Origin of the sequence: Saccharicrinis aurantiacus, from assembly GCF_947489045.1 — a bacterium.
Classification (GTDB): domain Bacteria; phylum Bacteroidota; class Bacteroidia; order Bacteroidales; family Marinilabiliaceae; genus Saccharicrinis; species Saccharicrinis aurantiacus.
Genome location: NZ_CANLCN010000011.1, coordinates 13,508 through 35,981 on the forward strand (window position 1 = coordinate 13,508; position 22,474 = coordinate 35,981).

Annotated in this window: 16 protein-coding genes; 7 read left to right on the plus strand and 9 right to left on the minus strand. The window is 35.6% G+C overall.

Annotated features, from left to right (window positions below; all coding sequences use genetic code 11):
• Positions 1-111 precede the first annotated feature (111 nt).
• The 5 genes from QMO11_RS13425 to QMO11_RS13445 all read right to left on the minus strand — a co-directional run bounded on the left by QMO11_RS13425 (position 112) and on the right by QMO11_RS13445 (position 7,180).
• Positions 112-2,055 carry a monovalent cation:proton antiporter-2 (CPA2) family protein gene (locus QMO11_RS13425; RefSeq protein WP_282037749.1) on the minus strand — a complete coding sequence of 648 codons (1,944 nt, stop codon included), beginning with the start codon at positions 2,053-2,055 and terminating at the stop codon, positions 112-114.
• Position 2,056: 1 nt separating this feature from the next.
• On the minus strand, positions 2,057-2,653 hold the full coding sequence (locus QMO11_RS13430; RefSeq protein WP_083634519.1) for an NAD(P)H-dependent oxidoreductase: 597 nt from the start codon (positions 2,651-2,653) through the stop codon (positions 2,057-2,059).
• A gap of 211 nt (positions 2,654-2,864) precedes the next feature.
• Positions 2,865-3,224: a NifB/NifX family molybdenum-iron cluster-binding protein gene (locus QMO11_RS13435; protein WP_282037750.1), complete on the minus strand. Its 360-nt coding sequence runs from the start codon at positions 3,222-3,224 to the stop codon at positions 2,865-2,867.
• A gap of 446 nt (positions 3,225-3,670) precedes the next feature.
• On the minus strand, positions 3,671-6,262 hold the full coding sequence (locus QMO11_RS13440) for an outer membrane beta-barrel protein (RefSeq protein ID WP_282037751.1): 2,592 nt from the start codon (positions 6,260-6,262) through the stop codon (positions 3,671-3,673).
• Positions 6,263-6,373: 111 nt separating this feature from the next.
• Positions 6,374-7,180 (minus strand): helix-turn-helix domain-containing protein, encoded by an 807-nt coding sequence (locus QMO11_RS13445; RefSeq protein ID WP_282037752.1) that lies wholly within the window; start codon positions 7,178-7,180, stop codon positions 6,374-6,376.
• A gap of 289 nt (positions 7,181-7,469) precedes the next feature.
• Between QMO11_RS13445 and QMO11_RS13450 the strand changes: the two genes are divergently transcribed.
• From QMO11_RS13450 to QMO11_RS13480, 7 genes are all read left to right on the plus strand, one after another.
• Positions 7,470-9,113 (plus strand): SulP family inorganic anion transporter, encoded by a 1,644-nt coding sequence (locus QMO11_RS13450; protein ID WP_282037753.1) that lies wholly within the window; start codon positions 7,470-7,472, stop codon positions 9,111-9,113.
• Positions 9,114-9,393: 280 nt separating this feature from the next.
• The gene (locus QMO11_RS13455) at positions 9,394-10,473 is read left to right on the plus strand and encodes a Fic family protein (RefSeq protein ID WP_282037754.1); all 1,080 of its coding nucleotides are present in this window, start codon (positions 9,394-9,396) and stop codon (positions 10,471-10,473) included.
• Positions 10,474-10,638: 165 nt separating this feature from the next.
• Positions 10,639-11,085 carry a WapI family immunity protein gene (locus QMO11_RS13460; RefSeq protein WP_282037755.1) on the plus strand — a complete coding sequence of 149 codons (447 nt, stop codon included), beginning with the start codon at positions 10,639-10,641 and terminating at the stop codon, positions 11,083-11,085.
• A 246-nt stretch (positions 11,086-11,331) separates the two neighbouring features.
• Positions 11,332-11,934: a hypothetical protein gene (locus QMO11_RS13465; protein ID WP_282037756.1), complete on the plus strand. Its 603-nt coding sequence runs from the start codon at positions 11,332-11,334 to the stop codon at positions 11,932-11,934.
• 206 nt (positions 11,935-12,140) lie between these two features.
• Positions 12,141-12,602: a leucine-rich repeat domain-containing protein gene (locus QMO11_RS13470; protein ID WP_282037757.1), complete on the plus strand. Its 462-nt coding sequence runs from the start codon at positions 12,141-12,143 to the stop codon at positions 12,600-12,602.
• Between the two features lie 376 nt (positions 12,603-12,978).
• A complete protein-coding gene (locus QMO11_RS13475; protein ID WP_282037758.1) occupies positions 12,979-13,527 on the plus strand; it encodes a toxin-antitoxin system YwqK family antitoxin in 549 nt (182 codons plus the stop codon).
• A 140-nt stretch (positions 13,528-13,667) separates the two neighbouring features.
• Positions 13,668-14,333, plus strand: a complete 666-nt coding sequence (locus QMO11_RS13480; protein WP_282037759.1) for a hypothetical protein — start codon at positions 13,668-13,670, stop codon at positions 14,331-14,333.
• Between the two features lie 312 nt (positions 14,334-14,645).
• Here QMO11_RS13480 and QMO11_RS13485 read toward each other — a convergent pair whose 3' ends face one another.
• From QMO11_RS13485 to QMO11_RS13500, 4 genes are all read right to left on the minus strand, one after another.
• Positions 14,646-15,368 carry a DNA-binding domain-containing protein gene (locus QMO11_RS13485; RefSeq protein WP_282037760.1) on the minus strand — a complete coding sequence of 241 codons (723 nt, stop codon included), beginning with the start codon at positions 15,366-15,368 and terminating at the stop codon, positions 14,646-14,648.
• A gap of 956 nt (positions 15,369-16,324) precedes the next feature.
• Positions 16,325-17,689 carry a purple acid phosphatase family protein gene (locus tag QMO11_RS13490; RefSeq protein WP_282037761.1) on the minus strand — a complete coding sequence of 455 codons (1,365 nt, stop codon included), beginning with the start codon at positions 17,687-17,689 and terminating at the stop codon, positions 16,325-16,327.
• Between the two features lie 128 nt (positions 17,690-17,817).
• A complete protein-coding gene (locus QMO11_RS13495) occupies positions 17,818-19,248 on the minus strand; it encodes a right-handed parallel beta-helix repeat-containing protein (protein ID WP_282037762.1) in 1,431 nt (476 codons plus the stop codon).
• Positions 19,249-19,282: 34 nt separating this feature from the next.
• Positions 19,283-22,057, minus strand: coding sequence for a TonB-dependent receptor (locus QMO11_RS13500; RefSeq protein ID WP_282037763.1), 2,775 nt, complete (start codon positions 22,055-22,057; stop codon positions 19,283-19,285).
• Positions 22,058-22,474 lie beyond the last annotated feature (417 nt).

Here is a 22,474-nt window from a genome sequence, read left to right on the forward strand (position 1 = left end):
TTTGATCTGTACTGGTATATGTAAATCTATATACATTTGATATAAGTATAGGTTCATACGGAATTACAATCTCTTAACTTCCTACAAAACAACAATATTTATGAAGTCTTATTACTCATCACCTTTATATCTTTTACTGAAATTACTTGGAGTATCTGTATCAAAATGTGCCTTAAAGAATTTTGCATATTCCTCCTTAACAGAGCCTACATCCCAACCCAAATCTTTATCCTTGGCATCATTCTCCATATCTTCAAGCATCATTTTTTCCAACTCTTCAATATTTCGTTTACCACCTCTCAAGAAACTACCGTCCTCGTGCTTTTGCGATGAGAGCTCTCTTAACAAACGTTCATCATGACGCTTAAACTTTTTAACGGCACGCTCAACCTGATAGGCTCTAAAACCTGAACAAGCTAATGCATCCGCAGCCATGCGTAAAGAACTCTCGAGATACTCGCGATATATATTGGTAATGCCAGCATCTATTAAATCAGAGTAATTTGACCATGAGCGGGCACGCGAAATAATCTTTAAATGTGGAAAATGCTCTTTGGCTGTTTTTACAATCTCGATGGCTTTTTCAGGCACATCAACCGTAACAATTAATAATCTGGCATCCTCCGCTCCTGCAGCATGCAATAAATCGTGGCGCGAGGCATCTCCGTAAAATACCTTAAAACCAAGTTTTCGTAATAAATCTACATTATTAGGATCAATATCAAGGTAAGTAGCTTGTTGTCCGTTTGCCTGTAAAAAACGCCCTATCATTGATCCATATCGGCCAAAGCCTGCAATAATAATGTTATTCTGTACATCTACCACATCGGCTTCTCTATCATCTTCCTCTTTGGTTCCGAAATTAGGCTGAATAAACTTTTCGTTAACCATCATTAATAGCGGTGTTAAGGCCATGGAAATAGCTACTGCTGCAATAAGAGGATCTGCTGTTGCTGCATCCATAACTCCATTCTGTAGTCCAAAGGAAACCAATACAAAAGCAAACTCACCCCCTTGTGCCAAGCCAAAAGAAAACAGCATATTATTATCCATGCGCATGCCAAAAACCTTTCCGATAACAATTAAAACAATCAGCTTTATAAGTATTAAACCGAATACTAACATGGCAATAGTAGCAGGACTACTACCTATTAACTTGAAATCGATGGAAGCTCCCACTGCAATGAAAAATAAACCCAATAATAAACCTTTAAAGGGCTCAATGTCCGTTTCGAGCTGATGGCGGTATTCACTCTGTGCCAAAACCACGCCGGCTAAAAAGGTTCCCAAAGCAGGACTTAAGCCCATTTCCGTCATCAGTAATGTGATACCAATAACCAAGAGCAAGGCTGCTACAGTAAACAATTCGCGCAAACGTGTTTGAGCTATTAATCTAAAGGCAGGACCTATTAGATATTTACCACCAAATATAATAGACGCAATACCTCCGAGCATTACAAGTGTTCGCCATATTATTGGTAATGAATTTAGCCATAACTCTTCGTGATGACCACTATCAATATGTTGTAATTCGAAAACAGCTAGCATTGGAAAGAATGCCAAAATAGGAATTACGGCTATATCTTGAAATAATAACACAGAGAAAGCATTCTGGCCTCCTTCTGTTTTCATCAATCCTTTTTCGTTGAGGGTTTGAATTACAATGGCGGTGGACGATAAGGCCAAAGTTAAACCTACCGCCAAGGCTGTTTGCCATGCTAAATCGGTAAACATTAATGCAACAGCACTTATAATTATGGCGGTAATACCCACTTGCATACCTCCAAGCCCTAGTATGGATTTACGAAGCTTCCATAATAAGGAAGGTTGTAACTCCAAACCCACTAGAAAGAGCATCATTACAACACCAAACTCGGCAAAATGCATAATATCTTGTCCTTCCTCTCCCACAAAACCGAGCACAAAAGGACCTATTAAAACTCCGGCAATAAGATAGCCTAACACAGAACCTAAGCCTAACTTTTTAGCTAACGGAACTGCCACAACTGCAGCACCTAAATATATAAATGCTTGATAAAAAAAATCGCCTTCCATATTATTTCATTTTGTGGGTGATGTAATCGTTTAAGTCTTCATATTCAAGCGCTGCCTCTACTTCAAATTCATCCTCTGCCAATTGGCGTAATAACTCAGAGTATATTCGCTTTTGCTTCATTACTTCGGGCAGTTCTATGGCATGGGTACCGTAAACAATAAACGGTGGTAGTGTAATCATTTTGCAAAGCATTGCAGATTGTAATAAGGGTGCAATTAGCTGCTGTATAGTGTAGCCATTAAAACTATCGTTGGTATAGCTCGCCTTGGGGCCTCCTGCTGTTATGGCTGTAAAGAATAATTTACCCTTTAGCATATTTCCTTTGCTACCAAATGCCCAACCATGGGTAAGTACTAAATCTTGCCATTCCTTTAACAAGGCTGGGTTACTGTACCAAAAAAATGGATAGTGAAATATAACACAATCGTGTTGTGACAGCAGTTCTTGCTCGCGCTCTATGTCTATATCAAAATCGGGATAAGCTTGATATAAATCGTGAAATGTAACAGAGTCAGTAGCAGATAATCCATCTACCATTACCTTATTTACATTGGATTTATGAAATGCAGGATGTGCAAATAATATGAGTACTTTCATTTTTAAAATCTTTTGTAGGGGATAAAACCAAAATTACTGCGAATAAAATATACTACTTATTAATAAAATAAGTCACAATAAGCATTATTAAAATTGGTACTATAATAATTCTAACACTACTAAGGTTTATATTGTTTTGTAATAAAAAACCAAAAGCGCCATTAAGACTGAATCTTAATCGCGCTTTTTATTGCTTAAATCGTAAAGTAAACTAATGCGCACACTCTTCGCTGTGTGGCGGACAAATGGACCAATTGCCTTTATCGCCATTAATCCATTGGGTTAAGGCCTGTTTTGCATCGCCCGCATAACCAATAAAGACTTCAATATTCTCAGCCTTTACTTTGTTTACAGCACCTTGCCCCATGCCACCAGCAAGTAATACAGTAACCCCGGCCTTCGCTAAATCGATGGCTAAATCTGATTTACATCCGCAGCTTTCGGGTGATCCAAAATTTTCTTCAGCAATAATCTTTCTATCTTCAGATAAAGTATAGATTGTAAATTTTTCGCAGTGACCAAAATGGTCATCAACGTTTGTTCCCTTAGTGGGAATGGCTACTTTTTGCATAGTTGTTTATTAATTTAGGAGTGGTAAAGGTAATCTTTTTTAGCTTATTAAGTATACTATGGCTTTTTGATAGTTATGCTTGACTGTTTAACTATTAAAATGGATGTAAAAAGTATCTCACGTGGTTCTTTCTATATCAAGCGTGACTCTTTGATAGTCACGTTTGACTGTTTTATTATTAAAGTGGATGTAGAAAGTATCTCACGTGATTCTTTTTATATCAATCATGACTCTTTGATAGTAACGATTGATTGTTTTTCTATTAAAGTGGATGTAAAAAGTATCTCACGTGATTCTTTCTATATCAATCGTGACTCTTTGATAGTAACGATTGATTGTTTTACTATTAAACCAGAGTCTGTCCACAAAAAAGGGGTATAAAAAAACCGCGAACTAAGTTAACTAGTCCGCGGTTCAAATAATATTATTCTACACTATTGAATGATTTAAAAATAATCATCTCCAATGTGCTTTCTTTGCTTTTTTATTTTCTTACTGTTGAACGAGTAACTAACTCCTAACTCAACAATCTGTCCTTCGTAATCATAGACATAGTCGCGACGTAATAATATCTGATCGCCTTCGTAAGCCGCAGTATAACCACCGGCCTGATTGGTCCCCAAAACATCTAACATTTTTGCAGAAAAGGTCCAACCCTCAAGTGTTTTAGGAGCGTATAATACAGCGGCATTTAACATTTCGAACTGTATGCTTTCTCCCTGTGGTGTAACTGATGCCGATTTAATAGAATAATCAACAGTTAGCTTCAATGGTTTTGTAATCATCCATGATGCATTGGTTTTCACATTCCAGTTGGTACTTCTACTATTGCGACTTTCACCTAATAACTCGTCATCAGCAATAACCCTAAAATCGTACACTGCTCCACCTGCAAATAATTTCACCTTGCTAAACAAGTCGAAGTTAAAACCTGCTTCAACACCTAAAGCGCTTTGGTTACCGGCATTTGTATAGCTACGTAACAAAACTCCTCCTGGGTTACCCATATCGTAGGCCACTCGGTTTACACGGTAAATGGCATCATTAACGCCTCGGTAAAAACCTGTAATTGTCATATCACTTTTAGCAAACCTACGGTTATAGTTAACTTCAGTGTTAATGATATACTCTGGTTTTAATAATGGATCTCCCATCTCATAAATCTCCTGATGACGGCGGTATAAGAATGGCGCCATATCTTTGGCTGGCGGTCGATTGATACGTCGGCTGGCTGCTAACGAAATACTATTTGCGTCATTCATTTGGTACTCTGCATGTAAGGTTGGGAATAAATCGAACTTACGTTGCTCAAAATCTGTTTGGTCAAAGTCACGACCATCTCCCACCTCTTCAAAGTATCCGTATACATATTCAAAATATTCGGTACTTGCTACATTCATCAGCTGATCCATATACTCAGCACGCAAGCCAACTACGTAGTTTAGCTTTCCGGCTTTTCCGGCATAATCAATATATCCGGCATAAATATCGCGCTTTAAATCAATGTTGTTATCGTAGCTTTCAGGCTCGCCCCAATACTCGTTTCCAACAATAGTATCATACTCAAACACGCCTTCTAAACGCACCCATTGTGGCTGAACTCCAACATTCATAGTATTTCCATTATCAAATGCATGCTCAAAATTCAAGTTTAAACGATAGGCATCTAATGGAGTATCATCGCTCTGGAAAGAGTGAAAATCTGGTTTATCATCGTAATAATAACGATCACCATCGTAAGCGAACTCTTTATTATCGATGGTTTGTTGTAATTCAGAGGTCTCGTAAATAAAAGATGAACTGAATTTTGACTTCTCGCTAATCTTATAGTTATAATCTAAGCCTAGGTTACTAAACCAACCATCTCTATGAATATCATTAGGGTTATAAATTTGCTGTAAAGTTTCGGGATAAGGCTCTCCCTTAGGAGAATCGGCAAAATAGGCATCGTAAACATAGTTTGCAGTACGACCACTGGTACGTTGTGAATATTGATAGCTGGCAGCAATATCCGATTTCTCGTTAAACTGATAATTAATACCAAAACTTCCCATAATATTTGTGTACCACTTAGGGCGCGAACCTTCACCATCTAGTACATAATAGCTCCCCGGATATCCGCTCACAGATTCCTCTGGATGCTGATAAATGTAAGGGTCGATAATACCTACCCCTTTATTATTGCGCGATTGCATTGAAAAGGCTCCAGTGATGGATAGCTTGTCTTTATTATACATTAGGTTAAGGCTGGCATTGTATCTATCGTTATCAAGCTTTTGATTACTATAAACATCTCTACCGTTACTCCAAGGCGTACCACCAACCATACCGTTGGCAACCACCGAAAGTCCATCAGCGGCACCTCTTTGCGTAGTAATATTTATTATTCCACCTTTTCCCTGAGCATCATAACGTGCGCCTGGCACTGTTATAATTTCAACATTCTCAATTTGTTCTGCTGGCATTTGAGCTAAAATATCACTTGCACTGGTTTGTGTTGGCTTACCATTTATATATACCATAAAATCGGTAGCGCCACGCACAGCAACTTCGCCATCTGGACTAACCGATACTGCAGGTAACTTATCTAAAATATCAGTAGCCGTACCCCCTTTTGCGGTTGCAAAATCATCGGCACTATACACTTTACGGTCTATTTTCGAGGTCACCGTTTTTTTCATTGCAGTAACCTCAACACCTTCAATCTCGATATTATTAGGTGCAAGTGCTATTTCTCCCACGTTAACATCACCTTGCTTAACAACAATATCCTTTACAACTGTTGTTTCGTATCCCATAAAAGAAACTTCTAGTCGATAGGTACCGGCCTTAACTTTATCAATAATAAAGTTACCATCAATATCAGATGATGCACCCTTCTCTGGCGCAGTGCTATTGGCTAAATACAAAGCAACCCCTGCATACGGAATACTTTCGCTTGTTTGTTTATCTATTATAAAACCTCTAATATCTCCTTTTTGGGCAAAAATTGACATTGAGATAAAAACCATCATTAATGGTAATAAAATTTTGTTCATTTCGTTTTTTTTTGATTATTCCTGTTAGGCAAATGTATTGTAACGGCCTACGTGATTCTTGTACTATTTAACCTATTTTGGGTACATTTGTTCTTCAGCTTTAAATATTCTCTAAAGTTTATCTCTAAACTGACCTGGTGTCAGATTTGTTTTTCCCTTAAAGAATTTTGCAAAGTGCGATGGATCGTTAAAATTTAAATGATAAGCTATTTCTGATATTGAATTATTAGAATGTTTCAATAAACGCTTACTCTCAACTATAATTCTCTCACTAATTAAAGACGAGGCGGATCGTCCGATTTCTTTTTTACAGGTGCTATTTAATACGCGCTTTGAAACGCTGAGTTTATCAGCATAATACTCTAGGTTCTTTTCCTCTATATAATGCTCTTCTATGAGTTGACGATATTTGAATAGAGTTGGGTTTACCTCTGTTTGAACATTGCCTTTAGGTATAGGAAAGTGACTCATCTTTAATAGAAGAATAATTAAATAGTGACGTAAAATATCCAAATCAGGGTAATCTCGTTCATATTCTTCGCGCATCAACTTAAAATCACTTTCAATGCTTATATTCTTTTGAGGCAGATTGTATTTGGTACTTAATTTTGAAAATATCAATTTAATATCAGGATAGGCACTTAAAAACACCTCTTTAAAAATACAAACATAACCCTTCGGTATTTTTGAAAACTCCCAGCAATGAACATGGCCGGGGTTCATATAAAACAATAAGGGAGGCTCAACGGAATAGTTGTGTTCATCTATTATATGTACTCCTGCTCCTTCTGATAAAAATATAATTTCGAAATACCCTTCGTGTTTATGAGGTTTAGTAGGCTTAATTACCTCCTTCATCCTACTAATCTTAAAGAATTTATTGATCTCTATTTTACGGTTAACTTTTATTTCTTCCATCTAGGTGTGTTTTATTTCTCATGCAAAACTAGGCAAACACAAAAATATGTGATTGTAATATTATACATATGTTGTGTTTGCATGTAAAAAAAGGGGACTAATGTTGTATTTAGGTATACAATTGCACCTTTTATGTACTTCATGGTATATTAAATTGTAGTACAAAATATTATACATAAGCTCTATTTGTAAAAAGAAACCACATACAATACCGAATTAGTATATTATTAACTACATTTGCGCCCTAATTTTGGATACCCCCTTATCGAGAAATAAAACAATTTATAATATGAGATTTTTAGAAAACTTAGCTACTAAAGCTAATGTAAAAAATGAGGTACTTGCTGGAATTACCGTTTCATTAGCCATGATTCCTGAAGTTGTAGCATTTGCCTTTGTTGCCAGGATTGATCCATTAGTGGCACTATCGGGTGCATTTATTATTGGTTTAATATCAGCGCTATTTGGCGGTAGACCTGGATTGATTTCAGGAGCAGCAGGAGCTGTAGCCGTAATTTTTGTACACCTTATTTCCGAAGGCCATGCGCGCGGAATGGCAATGGAAGTACCTATTGAGAACATGGGCTATTTTTATCTATTGGCTGCCGTTGTGCTAATGGGAATTATTCAGATTGTATCAGGAGTATTTAAGTTAGGTAAGTTTATCCGACTAATACCCCACCCTGTGATGTTAGGTTTTGTGAATGGTTTGGCCATTGTTATTTTTTGGGCGCAGATAAAAATGTTTACCCACAAACATTTAGAAGTTGCTGCCGATGGATTAAAAACCTATGCCGATGTGTGGATGCACGGGCCAGAACTGTACACCATGATTGGTTTGGTATTATTTGCTATGGCAGTTATTTACTTATTACCTAAGGCTACCAAGAAATTACCTGCAGCACTTACCGCCATTATTATTACTACCTTAATCGTTATTTTTGCCGATTTAGATGTATCAACCGTTGGTTCTTATATTAGAGAAGGTGGTGGCGAAGGTTTAAAAGGTAAATTCCCAACTCCAAATACCGACTTATGGGCAAACCTTCCGTTTAATTGGGATACCTTAAAGTTTATACTACCCTATTCTTTCTTGGCTGCTTCTGTTGGTTTAATTGAGTCGTTAATGACCATGAACCTAGTGGATGAATTAACCGAAACCAGAGGTAACGGAAACCGCGAATGTATTGCGCAAGGTGCAGGAAATATGCTTAGTGGTTTATTTGGTGGAACTGGTGGTTGTGGTATGATTGGCCAAACCATTATTAATATTAACTCAGGTGGTAGAGGTCGTTTATCGGGCGTTACCATGGCGGTTACCCTATTATTTTTCATCCTGTTTGCAGATAAATACATTGAACAAGTGCCAATTGCTGCATTAGTAGGTGTTATGTTTGTTATGGTAATTGAAACCTTTGCATGGTCGAGTTTACGTATTTTAAATAAAATACCAATTGGCGATGCGGTTGTATTAGTTGTAGTATCGGTTGTTACTGTAGTATTTGATTTAGCTATTGCTGTTTTTGTTGGGGTAATTATTTCTGCTCTTGTATTCTCGTGGCAGAGTGCTAAACGCATTAGTGCTCGCAAGCGTAGAATAGATGAAGAGGACAAGGCCATTTACGAAATTTGGGGTCCATTATTCTTTGGTTCAACCAAAGAGTTTAATGAGAAATTTGATGTTAAAGCAGACCCTAGCTCTATAGAAATTGACTTTCTTGAATCGAGAGTTTCGGATGTTTCGGGTGTGGAAGCTATTACAAACATTATAGATAAATATAAGGCTGCCAACAAATATGTTACCTTAAAGCATTTGAGTGAAGACTGTATTAAGCTTTTACTGAAAGCTGATGCTGGTTTAGATAAACGCATTGTTAGAGATATTGATGATCCGCGTTATTATGTTGCTGCAAACCCTAGTAAGTTTGAGTAAAAATCAATAACACATAAAATAACAAAGCCGCACTTAAAAAATGCGGCTTTGTTGTTTACAAAAATACCAATTCAACATTTAAACACTGCAGCTTAGCACAAAACTGAAAACATTAGGATAACATAGTAAACATAAACTATTAATTTTTATATTTTCGTGGAATATAAAAATGTAATTACACATTTGATGGGATACATCTTAGTTGGGCTTCATGCAAAAAAGCACTACAATCATTGCTACTTGTCCTTAAAATTGTATTTTTGGTACAAATAAAAAGAACATGGGACAAAATGCACCATATTACAAACTTGATAAGCTTCCTCCTCTAAGAGAAAAGGTTGAAACTATTGAGATACTTCGACAAACGAATAAGTCAACTGCTGCACTTGCTGAATTGAAAGGTATTGCAAAGACAATCCCGAATCAAGCAATGCTAATTAATGCGATAGTTTTACAGGAGGCAAAGGATAGTTCTGAAATTGAGAATATTATTACGACTCAAGATGAATTATATAAAGCTTTAACAGTTAATAAAACAACAGTTTCCGCAGAAACTAAAGAAGTTGTTAATTACAGAAAAGCAATATTTCATGGATTTGACTTAGCAAAAAAACAAGGATTTATAAAGGTTAACGACATTGTAAGTATTCAGCAACAATTAGTTGATAATACCGCTGGAATTAGAAATACTCCAGGGACGGTATTAAAAAATGACACAACTGGAGAAGTTGTTTATACACCACCCCAAGATAAGGTGGAGATAATAGAGCTTTTAACGAACTTCATTCATCACTATAATAAACAAGATGACTTGTCGCCATTGATTAATTTAGCAATATTGCATTTTCAATTTGAAAGCATTCACCCTTTCTATGATGGAAATGGTAGAACAGGTAGAATCTTGAATATCTTGTATTTAATGCTGAATGAGTTAATTGATGTTCCTATTTTATACTTAAGTTCTTATATCATTGATAACAAAGCTGAATATTATAGACTCCTTAATCAAACTAACAAGTTAGGAAAATGGGAGGAATGGATTATGTTTATGCTTAAGGCCGTAGAAAGCACTTCAAAGAATACAATTACAAAAATAACGAAGATTAAAAACCAGCTTGACTTAACAATAATAAAAGTTCAAGAAAAAGCACCCAAAGTTTATAGAAAAGAACTTGTAGAATTACTATTTGAGCAACCTTATTCAAAGATTGAATTTGTTGTTAGTAAATTGGGTGTTGAAAGAAAAGCTGCATCTCGATATTTAAAAGAATTGGAAAGTATTGGTGTGCTTGAATCTCAGAAAGTCGGACGAGAAACTTTATATGTAAACAAAGAATTGATACAAATACTAAAGAAATAAAGCACTAAAGCCTAACTCTTTGTATATACAATAGTCGAATCAGTATGAATTCGAGGGTTTAGTTTGCTTCGGCTCAGTAAAATTTTGGAGGTTTGGTTTTTCAAAATCAGCTTACATCCTTTATTAGAAGCATTATCAGTAATTTAACCACACGGCAGCACAACTATGATAGGAATTGAGATTAAAGGAGAAAATGGATATCTTAAACTACAGATTAAAAAAATGTATGGATTTCCAGAATCCACAAGTTCATTTGGTGGATATGATACTGAAAGTGTTATTGAAATTAAATGCTCAAATTATTACATAAAAGGACTCATTTGGATTACAACTGGTGATTTGTATAGTTTTTACCAAGAACTTAAAATTTGTCAAGAAAAGGTAAAGGGACAAGCAAGTTTATTCTCGTATGAGAATAATCTGCGCTCAACAATTACATATGATGAATTTGGACATGCTATTTTGAGAGGAAAATTCACTGAAAAATATGAAGAAGAAAACACTCTCGAATTTGAATTAAAAAGTGACCAGTCTTTTTTAAATTCGACCATTTCTGAACTTGAGACAATGATTGAGAAGTATGGGGATAATACAGGAATTAAAAACAAATGAATGGAAAGGTAGGTTTGGAAACAGTTACAAACACGCCTTAAGCAACTTATAGCTTTAACTTTCCTACATTTAAAACACTACAGCTTAGCACAAAACTGAAAACAATAGGGTAACATAGTAAACATAAACCATTAGTTTTTATATTTTCGTGGAGTAAAAAAACAATAACTATAAAGATGTAATTATACATTTGATGGAATACATCTTAGTTGGATTTCATGCCTTACGTGACTTAAAAAACAAATTATGAGAGTGATTGTATTTTTCTGTTTATTAGTTGTTTGCGGAATAGACTCCTATTCTCAACTTGAAAATAAGCAAGAGATACTAGACCCAAAGAAGACTAATGAAATACAGGAAGTTTATGCAATTGGATATAGAAGCGTAAAAGTGGACACTTCAGAACTGAAAATATCATGCGTGCTTGAAATGCAATTGTTAGATTCCGTTTTGAATAGAAAGACAGAGTGCGGATTGAACGATTTTATAGTTTTATATCGAAATCAGTCAGGAGTATATTTTAGTATGGGGTGTGCATGGACTTGCGATAAAGTATACTGGACAGTAAAAAGCGATACACTTCAGTTCTATTCTTGGAAAGAAATTGAGAGAGAATTAGAAAAGCGGCAACTAACCACAAGGAAAGAAATATCAGATTATATAAGCAGGTATGGCAAAAGAATATCAATAGGATCTAATAAATATGGTTTTTATAATTTGGTATCAGCTTCAAATGAGTGCTATAACGCATTTGATGCGGACAACAGATTGAAAAACTATATATTTATTAGAGAAGAGGAAATTTCTGATTGCCATAAACCTTACTATGAACATATAATTAAAAAATAAGCACGAAAGCCCAACAAATTGGAATAAACAATGTGGGGCGGTTCAATTTTGGAAAGGCTTAAAATAAAACAACAAGCTTTGACTCGGCAGGATTTAGGTAGTGGATTTAGGTTTTATCTCTAATCTGCTCACCCAAGAGCCATTGGACTTAATACATCCGTTTTATTAAATAAAAATTAATCTATTACTAACTAGAAAATCACTTTATGAAAACGATCATCTTTATTTTACTGTTTGCTCCATTATTGGTATCAGGACAATCAACTGAATCAGTTATTGTATATCGTGGAAACGGACAAACACAAAGTAATGTGACAGACTTAAGCAATAAGAACCTTACAAAACTTCCAATTATTGACACAGATGTAGAAGTGTTAATTCTAGATGATAATAACTTAACTGAAATACCGGGATGGTTTACATCACTTAAAAAATTAAGGACTTTGTCAATTAGAAATAATAATCTTCGAGATGTTGATGTATTAATGTATTGTGAGAACCTTGAAGAAATTTACCTAACAAATAATGAGAATCTCGAATATTTACCAAGTTTCGGCATGTGCAAGAAAATTAAATTAGTTGATGTAGTTAACACAAAGATTAATGAACTACCTATGTCAATAAGAGGTATGAATGGTTTAGCTTATTTTAAATATTCAGCAAAGTAAAAAGGGAATTACACCCCTACTCCTATCACCACCATACGTAAATCTCTCAATTCATATGGCTCTTATCATGCAGTCAATTACTACTCTAGGTCAAGTGATAAGCTAATGCTCAATGATAAAATAGCTTTGGATAACAGGTACAAACACGCCTTAAGCAACTTACAGTTTTAACTTTACTACGTTTAAAACACTACAGCTTAGCACAAAACTGAAAATATTAGGGTAACATAGTAAACATAAACCATTAGTTTTTATATTTTCGTGGAGTAAAAAAACAATAACTATAAAGATGTAATTATACAATTGATCGAATACATCTTAGTTGGCTGCCATTTGGGTTCGTGACTTATATTACATTTAGGCATAGAAGATAAACATGAATAATAAAAATAGAAAAATACTAAATCTATTAATTCCAGTTTTGTTCTTCATTGGTTTTCTAATAATACCAAAGTTGATTAAAGAAATGAAGCAAGAATACAGGTATTCTAAGCAGAGACTATTAAATCAAGATGGAGAAGTGAATGAAAATGGAGAAAAACATGGAACATGGCGAACCTTTTATTCAAATGGTCAATTGCGTGAAATAGTCACATATGACAATGGAAAAAAAATAGACACAGTAAGGTCTTTTCATTTTAATGGTAAAAATCATATGATGAGAGTTTATGATAAAAATGGTAAAGCAAATGGGGAGTTAATGATTTTTTATTCAACAGGTCAGTTATCACAACATGCAAGTTTCCGTAATAATCGCTTATTTGGACAAGACACATCATTTTACGAGAATGGAAAAATTAACAGAATTATAGAACACGGTGACTCAATTAAGTTGACTAAGAAATTTATTTATTCGGAAAAGTGGAAATTATCTGAAATAGAACAGTATGAAAACGACTCATTAATTATTAAAAGCGAAGAATAACGGTAGCTAACAAATTGGAATATACAATGTGGGGCGGTTTGATTTTTCAAACCGCTTACAGCTTCATCCAGTCAACGTTACCTGCTATTAAATGTCTTAATAAGTTTAACTATTAAAATCAGAAATCAATTAAAAGAAATATGAAAAAATTGCTCATTACCTCTTGGACCTTGTTGTTTATAGCATTAGTCTTTATTGTTATGCATTATCCAGGAAGTGCACTTATTCTAATGCTGGGAACGTTATTACTTTTGACGCATAGTATTCTACATATTATTAAAAATTGGAGAGTTAATTTATCATGTAGCTTATCTTATTTGACGTTTTCAATATGGACAACTTATATCTCATTTAGGTTGTTGTATTGGCCATGTGGACCTGATTTACTTGGATTTTCCTTACTATTTCTAATTGGTTGTTTAATTAGTTTTATATGGGTAAGAACGTATTTTATAAATAGACAAAAATTTAATTTATCTCAGTTTATTCTTGTTTCCTATATTTGCTTAGCCATTACTATTTCATTTATTCATTCAGACGAGATTTATTACTACAGAAACATTAAAACAATTGAATACCCTGGATCAGAATATGATTATTATGACTGCATTATATGGGATAAGTATAGTTGGTTTCTTTATTGCGCAGGGAAGTATGAACAAGCAGTTTTTGCTAATATTGAAGCCCAAAAAGCAGCACTTCATTTGAATCAAAAGTCGATGTTAGGTTCAATAAATTATCATTGCACTCTTATTGAAAGCAAAACATGGAAAGACTATAATCAACGGGAAAATAACAGCAGGTAATCAAGTAGAGTGCCGCTAGGCACTTAACCTAACGGAGACCCTCTCACCACCGTCTTACGCTTCGCTTGTCCTTTTTGTATAAAGCTCTTCCTGAGCTTTCTTCTTAAGCATATATGGTGGTTCTATACTTTTATAGTTACAAAGAAAAAAACCTTTGATAATTCATTTGTTATAACTTTGCGTGAAACTACACGCCACTCGGCGTAGAATTGTACGCCACTCGTCTTGGATTATTAAGTAGCCCTTGCGTAAATTTTCACGCAAGGGCTGCGTGAGATTTCACGCAAGTAATTGTTTAATGAGATTAACCATTTAGTCAACCTTTAATACTGAATCAAAACGTTCTGAACGCGGTTCTTTTAACATTGTGCCATTCGACCATTGCGTTACCACCTCAAACTCGTAATCGCCAGCAGCCAGGGCTGGAATCAAAATAATGAGTTCTTTATTTTTACTGCTTATAATTTGGCATTTTGTGCGCGATTCGTCTGCTAGGCTAATAAAATAGGCGCCCACCTCATCGGCAAAAGCCTCTTCGGCTTTAATCTCAAGTTTTTCGCCAATTACTACAGCGGCGTTTGAGGGTGTTAAGGTGCTATTCACATTTCCTGTAAAGCTATCAACCACACGGTAAATAAGGGTACCTACTTGTGCCTGACCTAGCACTGTAACGCCAGTGTCAGCAATTTTAGCACGTGCATCAGAACTTAAATTAACCGTTCCTTTAAGCGTGTGCTGCTTTGCATCAAAAGAGGCATTATAAAATACGCCCTGCACACCCAAACGCGCATTTATAATACCAGTGTTAATGTTATAACCACTGGCTAAGCCTTCAGATTTTATGCGGTCGGCAGGGTTTAAAACCTCTACCATAGATTCGAGCTGATACTCGGTTCCTTCTTTTTTTATACGAGAAGCAATAGCAAAGTTATCAAGAGTACCTTTGCTTCGTACACGTCCGAAAAAATCGGTAGGATTTTCGGTTACCGTTAAATCATAAAGTTGAACATCTACTTTGTTTTTTTCTTCTGCCATAAATTCTTCTGTTTTTAAAGTTTAGTTGCATCAAATATTTGAAACAATAAATCTAATATAGAGCAAGAATTATGATACGCAAAAACTTTAACCTAACATTAACTTTTTAAATATAAATCACTAACTAAATGGTAGTTATTGTAGTTTTACGCGTTACTGTACATATTTTTAAATTAACAAAATTAGAAATAACCTACTTGTATTAAAGACAGATAAAACAGTGTTTTTGGGGCTTACAAATAGGCACAAAAAAAGCTGAATGATATTTTACATCATTCAGCTTTTCTTTAATATTCACATGAATATTTCTTGATATTATACTAAAAACCAATATTGTCCTAAATAACTTTTCACTCAAGCCGTGAAGGCTCTTCCTTTTTTCTTCAGTCAAAAAAGGAAGCAAAAAGACCGTCGACTGCACCCACTTCACTCAAAAAACTAGGTTTCATGACTGGAATTGTTTTAAACTCGCCCTTTTTCGTACCTCAAAGCGCTCAAACAAAAAACAATTCTTAACCGTCATTTCAATCCTGTTTTTTGGTTCACTGGCTGAGGTCGATACTAAACAAGGCGTGCAGCACATTGTATAAAAACTTCTAGGATGCGATTGATATTATACCAAAACACCAATATTACTCTAAATAATATTACGTATTGGGCTGTTTGCCCAAACCCAACTTCATTTTTTCTCTTGATAGAAAAAACGAAGCAAAAAAGATCAAGGCTGCTTTACAAAAAACTTTTTTATTTATTTGATGCTTAAGTGCGGCTGGCGGATCTAAGAGCAAAGCTCTCAGCTAGCCAGTCCTACTAAAGCCTCAAATAAAACAAAAGCCTTTTGTAAAGAGGCCAGCCCAGCAAGGCGCTTAAATAGAAAAATAAAAAGCCGAATGATAATCTATATCATTCGGCTCCATAAAAAAAACTATATCAGAGTAACTCAATTGATATTGAGCTTACTTTCTATTACTCTCAAAAAAGGCTTCAACTTTAGTTTGATATGCTTCAATATCTTCTTCGCTCATTCCTTTTCTAGCGCGTTTTCCCAGTTCCATTCTGTCTTCAGCCTGACGCGGGTAATTGGTAGTATAAATATTTTCGCCCTCAGTTTGCTTTGTTAGTTTAAACTGATCAAACATTTCTCCATCTACCAAATAAGCGCTAAAAACAAGCTCATCACCATCAATATCAATTACCTGATATAGTTGTGTATTGGTAGCTAAACGATCGGCCCAATCTTCAAAATTAAAGCTGTACATTTTTGCTCCTGCGGCAGAAACCACATAGGCAGGACCAACATATTTATCAGATTTTTTATGCGTATCAACCAATCTACCATAAGCATGATCGTGTCCTTGTAGAATTAAATCTACCCCATAATCTTCGAAAATAGGTTGTAATATCTCACTGATGGTTTTATCATTACGTCCGCCTTTTAAGTTATGTATTGGATGGTGCATGGTTACCACTGTCCAACGCTGCGGATTATTTTCTAAAACTGATTTAAACCAGTTTAATTGCTCATCAATATCTACCCCTGGAGTCAATAAATTAGTTGTATTTAACGAAATAATCCTAACATCATTCTGATCGGTATAATACACCGTATTCTCTAATCCTTTCGGGCCATTTTCGGTAAAGCAAAAATTAGCATGCCAATGTGGTGCTAAATCACCATACGCACCATTGTTTTTAAAATGCTCGTGGTTACCCGGTGTTGCAAGTATAGGAAATGTGCGGAAAACCCAGTCGCCAGCTTCAAAAAACTGTTCCCATTCTAAGTCATCGCCCGCAGTGGTTATTAAATCGCCTGCGTACATAAAAAATGCAGGGTTGGGACATGCTTTTAAAGATTGACGTAATACGCGTCCCCATACGGTATTAAACCCATACTGCACATCGCCAAAGTATACAAACGATAGTTTTGATTCGTTTTTATCAGCTGTTTCAAAAGTATTCCACTCGCTCCAGTTACTACCATCGCCAACACGATAAGCATAAACAGTAGCGGGTTCTAAATCTTTAATAGTTACTCTATGGCTAATTACATCTTGCTTGCCATTATTATAACTGTAGGTTTGGGCTGTATATGTTTTTGCCGTTTCTTTTAAATCGGGCGTTGAATTTTCAATACTTACCTGAACAAGAGATTTTGGAGTTTCTTGCATCGTTCGCCAAGTAATACCCATTTGTGTAGTAGGATCTTCCTGTATGGATAGGATGATGCGATCGGGTTTTAGCGATTGATCTTGCTCAGCAGAATGCTGGCACGATGAAAAGATAATAACTAGGAGGCTGAAAAATATTTTTAATGCTTTCATCAAATGAAATTTTTATATAATTATTGTAGCAATAGTTTGTTAATCTTCAGTCTGGAGTTTATTATTTAAAACCTCGGATGGCCAGGAGCCATCCGAGGTAAGATATTTTAAGTAATCAATATAGCGTATTATTTAGCACCAAAGGCACCAACAACAGCCGATAATCCTGGACGAACAATAGTTTTACCACCTACTGATTCAACTACCTGATCGGCTAATAATGATTGCTCCTCTGTTCCGTGTGTTGCAGCTGGTGAAGCTGAAGAAATGGCAAAATCCATATCCTTATAATCTAACTCTTTAGAAGGATCAGCATGTTCATTTGCTGGTTGATCGTTGAAATTTACAAACTGAGGACTTTCTAAATCACTAGTAAGGTCTTCCCCTTCAAAGATGTTACAAGTGAAGTTGAATACATCATCAAAAGTAGCCCAAACTACATCAGTATCTTCACCATCTTCGTCTTTCTCGTAAATTACATCACCAATAAGAATACCATGATGCGGTAAGTAACCATTACCACCTTGGTCGCTTTTAAATACTTGACCATAGTAATAGTTATTAGATACAGTTAGGTTTTGAAGGTCGGCACCTTCATCAACCTTAGTACCAAATTTAGAGTTAACAATTAAGTTATTGGCAATTAAACCACGTGCTCCTTTTTCGATGTTGATAGATCCACCACGCTCACCATCACGTCTCCATCCACAATAGGCAACTGTGTTGTTGTACATGTTTACGTTTGTTTGAGGGTCACCATCGATAGGTTTAGAGTTATTAATTTTGATACCGTTTGTAGCAGCTGAATACATTAAGTTAAAAGCACAGTCTCCTGTAGTTCCTTGCTTAAAGTTAAAAGCCTCATCTTCTGTTGTACCTGCATAAGCAACAACATTATGAAAAAGTGCTACTTTACCGCGCTCAATGTAGATGGCATCTCCACCAGAGTGAGCAACAGTACAGTTCTCCATATAAACTTGTCCTTTGTTGTTGTTAAAGAAAATAGAGTAACCTAACTCACCTGGCTCTAATTTACCATTACGTACTGCTTCTGAGTTAGAGTTTACGGGTCCACCTGCGTACTCAACAGTAACGTAAGTCATACCAATTTCTTGGTTTGGATCATCCATATCGCGACCAACAATACCACCCCAGTTGTAACGATTGTATTCGAAATACTCTGGTTGATTTTCAGAAAGTGTAAAAGTAATTGGAGCTTGCTCAGTACCCCAAGCATAAATATTACCGGCTACAACAATCTCAGGGTTGGTGTAAGGACTCACTTGAATTTCTGTTCCTGGCTCAATGTTTAAAGTAACCCCTTCTCCAATAATCAAGTTTTCGGCTAACCAATAAATACTATCTGAAATAAGTGTCATATCTTCATCTAAAGCACCACCAATTGCAACAGAACCTGTTGGGCGACCTTCATCTAAATCAATATCGTCTCCTCCTCCTGGTTTTGAAGAATCATCATCAGAACATGAAGTAAACATTGCAGGTGCAGCTATTAAAGCAGCAGCAACCATTGCTTTTGCGAAAAAATTTCTTTTAATCATTTGTTAATAGTGTAATTTGTTAGTGTAATATGCGTTAAAATTTATATTTCAATCCAATTAAAAACTGACGTCCGTAGAAGTCCTGGCGTACTAAAACATTATCTCCTGTTTCACCTTGTTGAGGGAACATCGCCTGATCGGACGTAATTGGCTGACGAATTTCTATTTCGTAAGCATTATTCAGTAAGTTATACAGCTTAGTATATACAGTTACGTTTCCTATTTTCTTCTCAGCTGAAAAATCGAGCTGCCAAAATCCTCGTTGCCACATATCATTTTTATAGAAGGCCGAAAGGCTATGGATTCTATCTCCTGTATAAACACTTGCTAATTGTATATCAAGGCCACGTTTGCTGTCCTTATATAGTAATGATAAGTTACCGATATGTGCTGCCTGTCCTTGTAAGGCTCTTGTTTCTTCGCGTGTTGCTAAAATTAGATCCGAGCTTGAATCGTCTGGATCAACACGTGTGTAATACGATTTATCAGTAGTAATTTCTGAATTTGTATAAGTATAGTTACCGCTTATACCAAAGTTTCTGAAGTATTTAACTACATCTAATTCAATACCCCAATTGGTAGCAGTACCAAAGTTATCTGGCATAATATAACCTGCTGTGCGATTTAAGGCATACTCAATAGGATCGATTAATTGCTTATAAAATCCACCTATCATAAATTTATCTAATCCTGAAGGGAAAAACTCGTAACGCAAATCAAGGTTGTGTCCAATGGTACGTTGCACATTCGGATTTCCTCTTTCTTCCCAATCATCCTCAGTATCGGTATTGCTAATGGGTACAAACTCTGCAAACCCCGGGCGAATAACCGATTTAAAGTAAGATGCTCGTATATTCTGATTTTTATCTAGTTTATATTTAAAATGTATACTCGGTAAAAAATCCATATAGGTTTCGTTCATCTCTACCTCATTATTGTCTTCATTTTCCATGGTAGGATTTGGAAGAAAATAACCAATGTCTGTATGTTCCATACGAACACCACCAACAATCTCTAAACGATCGTTTATATCAAATAGAAATTGACCATAAGCTGCTTTAATGTTTTCGTGCGAATTATAAGTATTTGGTGAGGCGGTAACTCCACTACCATTTCCGTTCATTTTCCAATCAACATCAGTAATATCATTCCAATCTACACCCTGTACTAGCGCACGATTTCCTGCACTAAAAGTAAAGCTCTCATAATCGTTAGTACGATCTTTATATCTAACTAATCCTCCGAATTTAAACTCCGATTTAGTAGCAAAACTTACATCAGGGTTCATTGTAATATTTGCATACATGGCAATATCCTGATCATCGTTCTTATCCCATCTACGTCTTAATGCATTAATCTCAGCAATACGCTCAGGTGAAACCACCCAATTGTTCATCTCTCCAGAACGGCTAAAACGAAGGTTATCTGGTATATCGTTAGTAGCCTTTGAGTAAACTCCCGACCAATCTACAACTACTTTATCGGCAACTCTGTGTTCGCCAGAAAGTGTACTATTAAATATTTGCTGAATAGTACTACGGTAACGCGTATTAAAACTCATTTCACCGGCATTTCCATTAATTGGATCGTAACTACCCCATGTTCTTGTTCTGGTTACATCACGTACCTGATCGTTTCTTAAATAAACAAAGGCATTATACCAGTTTAGTTTATGATTTGGGTTGATACGTAAATCGATTTTATTATGAACTCCTGCACGTTTTTGTAACTGTGAGTAATTACGTTCTTCCATATTATCCAAACGCGTAGAGTTATTGGTTTGCATTCCTGTTTGATACCACGTACTCTCCGATCCACGAGCTGTTTGTTGGTAACTAGCAGCTACAATTACACCAAGCTTATCGTCGAAAAAGCGATCTCCTATTGAACCACCGGCAATAATATTAGGTACATAGTTCTGGTATTGATTTTTCATATGAGATACAGAAAAATCTCCATCAGTAGCACGATTGGCACCACTCCAAGTAGGCGGAGATTGCATCATACCCGACTGATCCCATGACATAAACGGATTATCAGCATTAAATAATGTGTTACCACCAACCGACATATTAAACTGCCCTTCGAATTTATCAGGTGCATCTTTCATTACCAAGTTAATGGCCCCTCCAACAGCGTCACCTTCCATATCAGGAGTTAAAGCTTTGGTTACTTCCAAACGATCCATTAAATCAGATGGGAAAATATCTAAGGGAACATAGCGGTTTTTATTATCGGGCGATGGTATTTTAACGCCATTAACTAAAGTATAGTTATAACGCTTATCCATTCCGCGAACAATGGCATACTGACCATCACCAGAGTTGTTACGCTCTAAACTTACACCAGAAATGCGCTTTACTACATTAGCCACATCTAAATCAGGCGACAACTCAATAGTTTGTGCTGAAACCACATTTACTACTTTACTAGCCATACGTTCTGTTGCTCTTGCACTTGTGGCTGTTTTTTTTGCCATAGTTCCGGTAACAACAACCTCACCTACCATCTGGTCATCTTCATCAAGTATAATAACTATATCCTCATCAAATGGGATATTGATAACGTGTACTTGCTCCTTATATCCCATAAATGAAATATTGATGGTGTGTTTACCAGGCTCTAAACCTCCGAGTTTAAAAGAACCATCAAAGCCAACAACAGTACCTTTAAGAGTACCCGATAGCTGAACTGTAGCTCCTATTAGAGGCTCATTTCCTTTGTCTAACACGAGGCCTTTTACCTCACGTGTTTCAGCTAAAACTGTAATTGAAAAAAATAAAAGACTTAGTAATAAAAACTGCTTCATTTAATAAAATTGAAATCATTATTTGTAATAACAGATTTCATAGATGTTGTAGGTAGTGTGTGTGTGTGTATGCGTGTTGTTGATCTATAAGATCAAATGAAGAGAGTTTAATAAAGAACGGTAGGTTGGTGTTGTTTAACGATGGCAAAAATATGGAAGCAAATCAATTCTTATATTTCCTTAATATTAACTATACTTTAAAGAAAGTTACCAATAACGCAATTACATATATATCTGAGCACCTTATTATTTGGAATAATTTTTATAATACCTCCGCATAAAATGAAGGTATTTTTAACAAATACGCATTGTTTTAGCTTAACATTTCGCTTTAAAAGTTTCACTTTCTAACAATAAATTAACATTAGACTCTGTAAAAATATTATATGTTTGCAAAGTGTGATTTACAATCATGAT